Origin of the sequence: Flavobacterium sp. UBA5153, from assembly GCA_002413745.1 — a bacterium.
Classification (GTDB): Bacteria; Bacteroidota; Bacteroidia; order Flavobacteriales; family Flavobacteriaceae; genus Flavobacterium.
The window spans coordinates 23,749-33,419 of record DHXP01000027.1; the positions used below are offsets into that span (position 1 = coordinate 23,749).

At 35.5% G+C, this 9,671-nt stretch carries 14 protein-coding genes; 5 read left to right on the forward strand and 9 right to left on the reverse strand.

What is annotated here, in order from left to right:
* Positions 1–82: 82 nt before the first annotated feature.
* From B2145_RS05880 to B2145_RS05900, 5 genes are all read left to right on the forward strand, one after another.
* Positions 83–538 (forward strand): hypothetical protein, encoded by a 456-nt coding sequence (locus tag B2145_RS05880; protein ID WP_291099565.1) that lies wholly within the window; start codon positions 83–85, stop codon positions 536–538.
* Positions 539–943: 405 nt separating this feature from the next.
* Positions 944–1,249, forward strand: coding sequence for a hypothetical protein (locus B2145_RS05885; protein ID WP_291099567.1), 306 nt, complete (start codon positions 944–946; stop codon positions 1,247–1,249).
* Between the two features lie 801 nt (positions 1,250–2,050).
* On the forward strand, positions 2,051–2,482 hold the full coding sequence (locus tag B2145_RS05890) for a DUF6943 family protein (protein ID WP_291099570.1): 432 nt from the start codon (positions 2,051–2,053) through the stop codon (positions 2,480–2,482).
* A gap of 129 nt (positions 2,483–2,611) precedes the next feature.
* A complete protein-coding gene (locus tag B2145_RS05895) occupies positions 2,612–2,896 on the forward strand; it encodes a hypothetical protein (RefSeq protein ID WP_291099573.1) in 285 nt (94 codons plus the stop codon).
* Entirely contained in the window at positions 2,896–3,285 is a 390-nt protein-coding gene (locus tag B2145_RS05900; RefSeq protein ID WP_291099576.1) for a hypothetical protein, read from the forward strand. The genes B2145_RS05895 and B2145_RS05900 overlap by 1 nt, the downstream gene beginning before the upstream one ends.
* Before the next feature lie 124 nt (positions 3,286–3,409).
* Here the strand turns inward: B2145_RS05900 and B2145_RS05905 are convergent, their stop codons facing one another.
* From B2145_RS05905 to B2145_RS05945, 9 genes are all read right to left on the reverse strand, one after another.
* Positions 3,410–3,586, reverse strand: a complete 177-nt coding sequence (locus tag B2145_RS05905; protein ID WP_291099578.1) for a hypothetical protein — start codon at positions 3,584–3,586, stop codon at positions 3,410–3,412.
* The gene (locus tag B2145_RS05910; protein WP_291099581.1) at positions 3,576–3,809 is read right to left on the reverse strand and encodes a hypothetical protein; all 234 of its coding nucleotides are present in this window, start codon (positions 3,807–3,809) and stop codon (positions 3,576–3,578) included. The genes B2145_RS05905 and B2145_RS05910 overlap by 11 nt, the downstream gene beginning before the upstream one ends.
* Positions 3,806–4,216: a DUF5675 family protein gene (locus B2145_RS05915; protein ID WP_291099584.1), complete on the reverse strand. Its 411-nt coding sequence runs from the start codon at positions 4,214–4,216 to the stop codon at positions 3,806–3,808. The genes B2145_RS05910 and B2145_RS05915 overlap by 4 nt, the downstream gene beginning before the upstream one ends.
* 1 nt (position 4,217) lies before the next feature.
* Complete coding sequence (locus tag B2145_RS05920; RefSeq protein ID WP_291099587.1) at positions 4,218–4,973, reverse strand: hypothetical protein; 756 nt, start codon at positions 4,971–4,973, stop codon at positions 4,218–4,220.
* An 872-nt stretch (positions 4,974–5,845) separates the two neighbouring features.
* Complete coding sequence (locus B2145_RS05925; protein WP_291099590.1) at positions 5,846–6,490, reverse strand: DUF6266 family protein; 645 nt, start codon at positions 6,488–6,490, stop codon at positions 5,846–5,848.
* A 1,153-nt stretch (positions 6,491–7,643) separates the two neighbouring features.
* Positions 7,644–8,387 (reverse strand): hypothetical protein, encoded by a 744-nt coding sequence (locus B2145_RS05930; protein WP_291099593.1) that lies wholly within the window; start codon positions 8,385–8,387, stop codon positions 7,644–7,646.
* Positions 8,377–8,622 carry a hypothetical protein gene (locus tag B2145_RS05935; RefSeq protein ID WP_291099596.1) on the reverse strand — a complete coding sequence of 82 codons (246 nt, stop codon included), beginning with the start codon at positions 8,620–8,622 and terminating at the stop codon, positions 8,377–8,379. The genes B2145_RS05930 and B2145_RS05935 overlap by 11 nt, the downstream gene beginning before the upstream one ends.
* 365 nt (positions 8,623–8,987) lie before the next feature.
* Positions 8,988–9,419 carry a hypothetical protein gene (locus tag B2145_RS05940; RefSeq protein ID WP_291099599.1) on the reverse strand — a complete coding sequence of 144 codons (432 nt, stop codon included), beginning with the start codon at positions 9,417–9,419 and terminating at the stop codon, positions 8,988–8,990.
* Entirely contained in the window at positions 9,416–9,598 is a 183-nt protein-coding gene (locus B2145_RS05945) for a DUF5678 domain-containing protein (protein WP_291099602.1), read from the reverse strand. Before B2145_RS05945 ends, B2145_RS05940 begins: the two co-directional genes overlap by 4 nt.
* Positions 9,599–9,671 lie beyond the last annotated feature (73 nt).

Here is a 9,671-nt window from a genome sequence, read left to right on the forward strand (position 1 = left end):
TTCGTTCAACATCACGGGCAATCGTTATATTTACTCCTTTTAAAATTTAAAATTAAACCATTCCAAAAGTTCAAAGAAAACAATGAGTAGAATACTTAAATTCAAAGAAAAGATTAAATCGTACTTGGGAGAAAATGAGCAAGATACTGACCTGATGAATTGGATAAATGCTCAACCGGAGCTTGACCAGCCCGATATTTTAAGAGCTCTAAATTCTCTGCTTTTAGAAAATTTCGACACCAAACCTGGTGTAGATAGAGAGGACGTATTAGCAATAATAGATGAAAAAATTCAGGAATTTGAAGAATCTATACTTGACAAAAAACTCCACGAATCTTTATTTAAGATGGAAATGGAGGAAAAGATTACTGACGAAGAAACTTTCGGATATTATTTAGACTTTACCAGACAAGAAGTAATAACTAGAATTGTTTCCAATCCCGAAAACCAAGAAAATTGGGATCTTGCTCACAAAATCATTCAAATGGAAAAAGATTCAGGATTTTACAATCCTGACAATTGGAAAGCTATTATTTAAAAAAAAGAAAGATCTACCTATTACATTGCTAGAGGCATTCTTAACACAGAACCTAATGTCCTTAACACAGAAGTCGACATCCTTAACACAGAACCTGACCAGCTTAACACAGAACCTCAATCACTAACACAGGAGTTACCTTCTGTGATAAGAGAACAAATAGAAAAATTAGGTATCAGAGAAAATGACCCTAATAAAATCAAAGATGTTATATATGAACTTTGCAAACATAAAAGTTATTCGGTGAAACAAATAGCTCTAATATTAAATAGGAATGAGAATTATGTGTACAGAAATTATATAATACCAACGAAAGAGGAAAGCAAACTGCAACACACAATCATTGATATGCCAAACCATCCTGACCAAGCATACAAATCGGTTTAAATCCAAATAGTTATTACAATGACAGAAGAAGAACTTGATGGTTTTAAAGAATTAGCAGAAAGTGTAAATAAAGTCACACAAGATGTATTCTTAATATACGAGCCACAGGTTGATAGAATTTACCGTAATAAGGTCAAAGACGAAAAAGAAATTGAACGTGTAATAGATGCTTTATTAGATTACTGCTATGATGATAAAATGCTATTACTTTTTAAAAGATTATGCAGGTATTATTATGAAATCAATCCATCGGCAACCTGTGAATATGCATATATCTACCGCGAAATGTGGGATGAAGAATCAGATGAAGAATCCCAGTTATAGATAACACGGGCAATCAAATTGTCTCTCTGCGGTCGTTCCCTTTGTTCCGTTCGGCTGTTCCAGTCGGTCGTGCCTTCCTCCGTTCCACAGACACTTCACAGCACAAAAAAATAAGGCAGCCAAAAAATAGGCAACCTTATTTTTTCCGCTGTTCGTTCCTCATCTTCACACGTTCTCTTCCTGCGTTCGGTCGGGCTTATGCATCCACAATACCGCTTCATTTCGTTACACTCCGCAGGCTACGTTCCTCTACATTCCAGCCGTATTCCGTCTGCCGCCCTAAGTTTTTTCAGCGGTTGCTCCTTCGCACCGCCATCGGGGTTGGCTCCGTCCCGTAAAAACGGTACTTTACCCTAAATCAAGGTACGCTAACGCTGTCTTTAATTTTTTCCCCGCCGTGCCACGCTCACAGCCACTTCTCTCGCTCCGTTCCTATGCTCGTTCCCGTGTCTGTGGTGGCGGTTCGATTGCCGCAACACCGCCTCTGCGCTCCTCGAAAAAACAATAATTTCCGCTATCGCTACAATTATCGTTTTTCTGCGGTGCTTGGGGGTGTTAATTGCCTTGCGAGAGAAACGAAGCAATCAAAAGAACTCCCCTGAGAAACCTCAACGAGAACTATTGTGCATTTTCTCGAAAAGAAAGAGAAAAAAAACCAGCAAATTTAGCATCCATTCCTCACTTCCAGTCGGTCGTTCCTCCCTCCATTCCCGTTCGTCATTGCTGCTCTTTATATGGCTTTCTTTTTTTCTCTTTTTTCTTTTCGAAAAAATTAAGTCGAATTTTTAATACAACAGAATTATGCCAAACTTCATCATCAAAACCCACCAAAAAGATACGCTTTACAAGGGAAACCAAATCTTTATCCTCAACAAGGGAATGAACTCTGGTAAACCTCAAAAAGAACCTTTTACCAACAGTTTTGTTATTATGTTCCCAGACGAAAAGGATGCCGAAACGGTCTACTGGCTTGCCTACAGCCTTTGGAAATCAAACTTCTGGCACCAATTTTTAATCGGGTCCGTAATTCCATTTTTACGAATCAAGGATTTTAAGAAAGATTTTGATTTTAAAGTCAATGAAATGATGCAGGAACACGAGCTGCACAAAAAACAAGTTCAGGCGTTGAGGTTATTGGAACAGAAAGAAAATCAATTGCATCAAAATATTTCACTTATAAACGAAATGAGAAAGGTAATTTTATACCGTTACTGCAATAAATGCAACTTGTAGTATAATTATGTATATTTGAAAGAAATATAGCTTAAAGTTTGTCAAAAAAAGCCAACCAAATTTTGTGGATTGGAATAATTTTATCAAACAGATTTAAGATTTAGGTACAAATTACAAAAACAAATATAAATGAATGAAAATAAAAAAGCTAATGTTCAAAAAGTAATTGACCATTTAAATTCAAAATGGGGTAAACGTCCTTGCCCTATGTGTGGGGAAAATAGTTGGACAGTATCTGACACCGTTTATGAATTGCGTGAATTCCACGGTGGAAATATGGTTTTAGGAAGTGGACCGATTTATCCAATTGTGCCTGTTAGTTGTAATAATTGTGGTAATTCTGTTATGATTAATGCAATACAATCTGGAGCAATTGAAAAGCCTAATGTTGAACCTAAAGAAAATAACGGATAATGAGCGGAGAACAGAGTAATTTTAATGTTTCACAAGAATTTGAAATAATTCCACACCAAAAAAGTCAGGCTTATCCGATAGGTGTTAAAGAATGGGAATATTTAAAAGAAAAAATTAGACAAGTAAATATAGAGATTAATAACTTTCACACTATTGGATATTTGCTTTTAGGAGCAAGTGCTTCTTGTTTGATTACAATCATAGCAACTAATTTTACAGACGATAGTTCTAGATATCTGACTTGGGCAGTATTTGGTGTGACATTAATTTGTGGCTTGTTAGCAATCTTCTTTGCAAAAGATAAGCATAAACAAGAAAGTGCTAAACCCAACGAAATTATTAATCAAATGGAACTTATAGAATCTCGTTTTGAAATTAAAAAATCCTGAATAAAGCAAAGTCCTAAAATCTTAACAAAAGGTGTTCTTATACAAACCGTTAAAACCGAGAAAGCCTGGTCTCACGACTAGGCTTTCTCGGTTAGTCCGGAAAAGGTTACCAATCATAACCGGACTATTTATTTTTAGATTTTGTCAACCATTTTAAAAGGAGCGAAACCATAAAACTGGCAGTGGCTCCCACGACCGCTAAGATAATCGTTTTTGCAATATCTTCCGAAAGGATATTGGGCAAAATGCTCAAAAATGTTCCAGATGCGGTTCCAGCTCGGAGAGATAAATTAGTCTCCATCTCTCGGTTTATTTGGGTTCTCCTCCACAACAGTCATTTGACTTACTGCCGAAATCACTCCACCTGCCACTGCCATATAACCTGCAACAGCGACCACTGTTGCGGGCAAAATAATGGGTGCTGCCACAATTGTTCCACTGATGGCCAACAAAGCCAAACCAATACTTCTCAAAATCTTGAAAAACTTTGGTGTGGGTGCTTTTATTCTTTCTACTATTTTCATACTATCTCTTTTTTAGACTGGATACTGATTTTTATTTCTTCTTCACGTTCTAAAGCTGCATAAACTATTGTTTTCAGCTTTTCCAACGCTTTTCGGGAATTACTGCCCTTTCCAATTCCAGTGTGATTAGTTACAGTAGCAATACAGCCCAACAACTCTTTCTTGGCGTCATTGGCGGGATGAATTAAGATCAAATCTCTTCCCGGAACATTCATCAAATGCAAGTGCCATTTGAATTTGGGGCTAAACCGCTTCTGCAAGATATATTCTCCCTCTGGAATACAAGATATGCGCCTTTGGTTATTTAACCAGGGCAATTCGATGGTATAACAAACTATTGTGCCGTTCCATTCCAAAACCCCTTGCGTTCCCTCGGGAAAATACGTCCTTTTCAACACCAGAACCATCCTACAATCCGCTCACTTGAACCAACGCCAATGGGTTGTATGAACCATTTTTCAATGCGTACATCTGTCCATTAACTTCTTGGTAAAACTCCAATCCCAAAGCCAAAAATAATGGTTTGGTACTCGCTGGAGTAACCATATTGGTGTGGCTTATCGCCAACGTTGGTAGGTTGTCCCAAGGTAGAATGGCTGTTTCCGAATGTGACTCAACAAAAGTTTCCACTTCAAAATCTACCTCGGCACCAGCCGAAATGATTTTATAATGAGTCGTTCCTGATGGTGCCGCAATCATATTTGCCGGAGCAAAAGAATCCAAACCAACAGTAATCTCTCCGGTAACCCGGTCTATCGTCCCCACAAATGGAGCGAACAAACTGGTGCCCAGTTTTCCCCTGATGTTGAATTCAAATCCGGAAAGCAATTCCGCCTCGCCGTCAATCACGTTTCGCAATCCTCTCACACTCGTCATATCGGCCTGAATCACTTTCACCATAGCCTGAGTCAATCTACTCACCATTTTGCTGTCGGCAGAATTGATTAACAATGATCTTAAAGCCGTTCTCAAAATCTTGCCGGCTTTTCCTGCTCTTCCAAATTCTGCACCGTTTTCTCGCGTTCTCTGGAATGCAGGATCACTCTTGATTCTGCTGGCGTCGATTCCACCTTTTTCACGAGCCAAATGTCCGTCTTTGGTTTTGTAAAAAGTAATATCTCCGATAGTACCTTTCAATTTAATTATGCCTTTTTGCCTTGCCATAATTTCTAAAATTTAGATTAATAAATGTTTCAAATTCCTTCAATCATCATCCTGTTGCAACATCTTTCGATTGATTTCGAAAACAAAGATTACACTTAAACTAATAATTTAGAACACAGCTATATTCCATATGTCTTACAGTGGTATAAATGGCATTTAAAAGCATAAATGTCACTTAAAAAGAAAAGAGAATATTCACTAATTTTATAATCTGTAAAGAATCACCAGAGTAGCACTATAAAGCCACTCAAAGCCTACTCAAAGCTATAGATAGTGTATGAAAATCGAAAACAAGAGGTTGTGTATCTACCCGAAGGACATACAACGCATTACCGGAAAGAGTTATCGCCAAAGCGTGAGATTAATGCTAAAGATAAGAACCGAGCTTAATAAGCACGTAAATGAGTTTGTAAGCATTGAGGAGTTCTGCCAGTACACCAGCCTGAAATATGAACAGGTTGAACCATTGATAATTGGATAAAAATTATGTTTAAGGTGTTCGAAATTTGAACCTAACCAGTTCAATAAATAGTATGCTACCCGTACAAATTTTAGTGATTTAAGTACGATTTCTTGAAGTTTTATTCGTAAATTTGGAGTATCAATTCAGATGAAAAACTGCATTAATTTGAAGGGGCACTAATAGGAGCACTTGAAATAAAAACATATATAGAACGCTATATATCAACCACATAACAAAGAGAAATCAATCCCTCTTTCTCCGCTTTAAACAAGCCCTAACTATTGTAATATCAGCAAGTTAGTGTTTTTTATTTCCTTGAAATCCCCACATTATCCCCACAATCGTCAGAATTATAAGCATAAAAAAACCGCCTTTTTCAAAGCGGTTCCTTAAAAAGTATCTATGAAATTTATGAAGCCGTACCAGAGCCAATAAAGATACTATTTGATAATTGAGTTTCAGCAAAATTCTTAAATGAAATAAACATCAGAATTTCATCCCCAAAATAGCTATTTGGTATTGTTGCCGTTTGTGATAAATCTGTTCGTGCAGCACCATCAGTGATAAGCACACTCTCCCCTTTTAAAGGATTGTAAACGACAACCATTACTTTGTCCGTTGGCAATGCGCTACCTTCATTTGAATTATCATCCCAACTGAATTGAACTTGTCCAGGAGTTGTTAGATCAAATACTGGATTTAAAGCTCCTGACAAATTTCCTCTACTCAACAAAGCCAAGTTGTAGTCAATTGCAAAATCTTCGATTGTCGTGCCTGTAATTGCATTATTTAAGGCATAAGACATTGCACTGTTGAATTGTGATTGCTTAACCGCATAGTTTTTAAACCCTAACTTAACAAAACTTAAGTTTGGTTGTAAAAACCTCAATACTAAAGAGAACTTTGTTCTCTGGTTCACTTGTAGAACAGAGCGGGGATTTGCTACACTTTGAGGTTTAGCTCTAAGATAATCAATTCCTTTCCAACTTGCACCTACTACATTCGCTACTTTTCCTGATACTCCTCCTAGAATACCTTTACCAATTTTACCCATAATTATGAAAATTTAAAAATTACAATTTCGTGGGCTTGGTACGGCTTTGGTATTGATTTTAAACAATGATACAAATTTAACCAATAAACCAATTTCAATTGATAACTAAAATACATTTATTTATTATAAATTATTACAATTTGTGCTTTAATTGTTTTGAGTAACAATTAAAAACACATCTATAAAGGTTCTTTTTGTGGCTTGTCTGGAAGATTGATTCTTTTTGGTAGGATATGATAATACAATCCGGAATAGTTTCGGATTTGAAATGATGCCATCGTTACGCTCCGCCTTATAAATTTTTCCAAAGAAAAAAAGAAAAAAAAGAAAGTCGTCGTATCAGTGGAGGTTTCAAAAGAAGTCAAGTTTTTTTGAAAAAATACTACCCAACTGTTCATTATAATCGGAAACGTCATAGTATAAACAAACGTTAAATTGGAAATGTAAGGGTGGAGATTTTTTCAAAAACCCGTAGGGCTTGAACTTTACTTTTTGAAACCGTAACTTACCTTTACTTTCTTTTTATTTATTTTTTTTATAGTAGGATGTTTTTTGTGTGAAATCTTTCTTATTGAGAATTTCATTGTTTAATCGGCAATCAAACACCCCCAAGCACCGCAACAAAAAATGGAGTTTTTACGGAATTTTTTGTGAGGAGCGAAGTTGGCGGTGTTGCGGCAATCGAACAGCCACCGCAGGACGGGAACGGAACGTAGCTTTTGCGAAGTGGAGAGAAGTACTGCGAGCGTGAAACGGCGGGGAAAAAATATAAGTCAGCCTTTGGCGTTCCTTGATTTAGGGCAAAGTGCTAACGGAGCCAACCCCGATGGCTGTGCGAAAGAGCAACCGCTGAAAAAATAAAGGGCGGCAGACATAATACTGCTGGAATGTAGTGTAGCGTAGTTTACGAAGCGAAACGGAATGAAGCGGTATTGTGGATGCATTAGCCCTGCCGAACGAAGGATAGAGAACGTGTGAAGATGAGGAACGAAACAGCGCAAAAAAAATAGCTGCTTATTTTCAAGCTGCTGTTTTTTTTAGTGCTGTGTAGTGTCTGTGGAACGGAAGGAGGTACGACTGACTGGAACAGCCGAACGGAACAAAGAGAACGACCGAAGAGAGACCGCTTGATTGCCCGTGATTAAAAATTAAATTAATTGGTGTAATATGGTAAAACAAATTCAATAAACCAATTAGGTAATTTATCTGTTTTTAATTCCATAGTGCCTTTGTAAACCTCTGCTATTAACTCTTGTTCTTTTCCTGAATTATCAAATAAATAGGCTCTATAACAATGCGGTAAGGCTAGGTGTAAATTTTCTAATGTTCTGTAATAACGGTTTACAATTTTATCTTCTGGCACTTCATGCCCTCCTTTATCAACACGGTTGTTTACCCTTGAAACGTTAACCTCTGGACTATCGATACAAACAAAATATAAATAAGCATTATATCCTAAATTGACAACGTTTGAAATTTCATCAATTTTAGAAGAATGACTCATTACGGTTTCAAAACTAAATGATTTGTTTTGTACAATAAGTAAATGTCTTATGAATGCCGCAATAAAAGCACCTTCATAACTGTGAGTCTCCTTTGAAGCATCTACAATGAAGTTTTCTTTTACTAAAATATCAATAATATGCCCTTCTTGTTGTGCTTTTTCGAAGAGTGAAAGCGAAGATTCTAATGCTTTAAAATCGTCTAAGTCTTTTTGCGTAGCTACAAGCCCAATTTCTTTTAAATCAATTAAGCCCGATTGTGCTAATTTGGTTTCAAGTTCATCGGCATTTATAAAAAAACCAGTATTATAATTTTTGGAAAATTCTTTAAATAAAGTACTTTTACCCGAACCATTAGGACCCGCAAAAATCCTTATTTTTTTATTACTTGGCATGGAGTACCAACCCTTTTGTTACTTTAAAAGGAGTTTTAACTTTGGTTTCTATTTGTCGTTTTATAACAACACTGCCATCTGAACTCTCTTCATAAATTACTCCATTTTTAATAAAAGAAATTGATAAGCCTAATGCTTTAGATGCACTAAATGCTCTTTTAGATGCAACTCTACCCGCTTTTACTAGAGCTTTCGTTTGTGGAGTATCTTTTCTAAATAAAATTTTTGCTTTCATAATCTATTGAATTGAAATAGTTCTTTTGCTATACAAATATACTTAATTATTATGAATAAAAAACAACTACAATTTGCTTACTTCTTTTGTATAATTTAAAGGGATTCTAATTCAACTTTCCTCTTCAAAATAAATCTTATAGAATTTCTTACCATTGTCATCAACACCTTTTTCTATCAATTCTTTTTTTCCATGAATATAAATGTGGAAATTTTTATCAAGTTTTAATACACTTTTAAAAATACGAGCTTGCTTTTTAGTTGCTACATCCGAAATTATAAAATTATCCTGAACTTCAATATTTTTTTCTTTTTCAAAATTGGTCTTGAATTTATTAAAACTTTCAATATACGCAGGCTCTTTAATTACTTCTTTAGCAAACTCATTAAATTCAAAAACATCTTTTTCTTTAAAAAAAGGGCAGATTTATTTAGAAGATCAACTTGATCCGTTTTTTTAATCTCAAATTCATTTGAAAGTTCTACTACTATCTTATCTGTCCATTTTAAAACACCTGTGAATTGTGGGTTAAGTAATCCTATAAGAAATGTATGTTTCCATGTAGATACACCTACACCACCAATTCCTGAATTTACGGAGTTTATTACACCTACACCTTTTAAATTATGTTTTGTGTTTGTTGCAATAAGCTCAGGGAAAGCACAAGCATCAGCACCAGTGTCAATAAGAGCCTTAGTATTAATTTTATGTCCTGTAAGTGGGTTAACAATGACGATGGGTATAAATGGTCTATACCTACCGTTACTTTCTTCGAGTGGGTAAATTACTGTGCTCAAAAAATAAAAGTATGGTTCTTTGAAGGGATATATGAAATAATATATTCTTTTCCTGTTTTTTCTGCTTCTTTGATTACTATATCAGCATCATTTCCAGAAGCAATAACACTATCCGTACCTATTTCAGTAGCTACAAATAAAATATCTTTATCTTCTATAATTTCTTCTAAACATTCCATAATGCTATGATTTAGATTTACTTCTCAACAAATATATAATAAATGATATGTAAGTAATGGTTAAAATTTAATG

Coding starts and splice junctions, on each gene's coding strand:
- B2145_RS05895 (WP_291099573.1), top strand. CDS start 2,612: ATGAATGAAAATAAAAAAGCTAATGTTCAAAAAGTAATTGACCATTTA.
- B2145_RS05915 (WP_291099584.1), bottom strand. CDS start 4,216: ATGGTTCTGGTGTTGAAAAGGACGTATTTTCCCGAGGGAACGCAAGGG.
- B2145_RS05900 (WP_291099576.1), top strand. CDS start 2,896: ATGAGCGGAGAACAGAGTAATTTTAATGTTTCACAAGAATTTGAAATA.
- B2145_RS05925 (WP_291099590.1), bottom strand. CDS start 6,490: ATGGGTAAAATTGGTAAAGGTATTCTAGGAGGAGTATCAGGAAAAGTA.
- B2145_RS05885 (WP_291099567.1), top strand. CDS start 944: ATGACAGAAGAAGAACTTGATGGTTTTAAAGAATTAGCAGAAAGTGTA.
- B2145_RS05905 (WP_291099578.1), bottom strand. CDS start 3,586: ATGGAGACTAATTTATCTCTCCGAGCTGGAACCGCATCTGGAACATTT.
- B2145_RS05890 (WP_291099570.1), top strand. CDS start 2,051: ATGCCAAACTTCATCATCAAAACCCACCAAAAAGATACGCTTTACAAG.
- B2145_RS05935 (WP_291099596.1), bottom strand. CDS start 8,622: ATGAAAGCAAAAATTTTATTTAGAAAAGATACTCCACAAACGAAAGCT.
- B2145_RS05910 (WP_291099581.1), bottom strand. CDS start 3,809: ATGAAAATAGTAGAAAGAATAAAAGCACCCACACCAAAGTTTTTCAAG.
- B2145_RS05930 (WP_291099593.1), bottom strand. CDS start 8,387: ATGCCAAGTAATAAAAAAATAAGGATTTTTGCGGGTCCTAATGGTTCG.
- B2145_RS05880 (WP_291099565.1), top strand. CDS start 83: ATGAGTAGAATACTTAAATTCAAAGAAAAGATTAAATCGTACTTGGGA.
- B2145_RS05945 (WP_291099602.1), bottom strand. CDS start 9,598: ATGGAATGTTTAGAAGAAATTATAGAAGATAAAGATATTTTATTTGTA.
- B2145_RS05920 (WP_291099587.1), bottom strand. CDS start 4,973: ATGGCAAGGCAAAAAGGCATAATTAAATTGAAAGGTACTATCGGAGAT.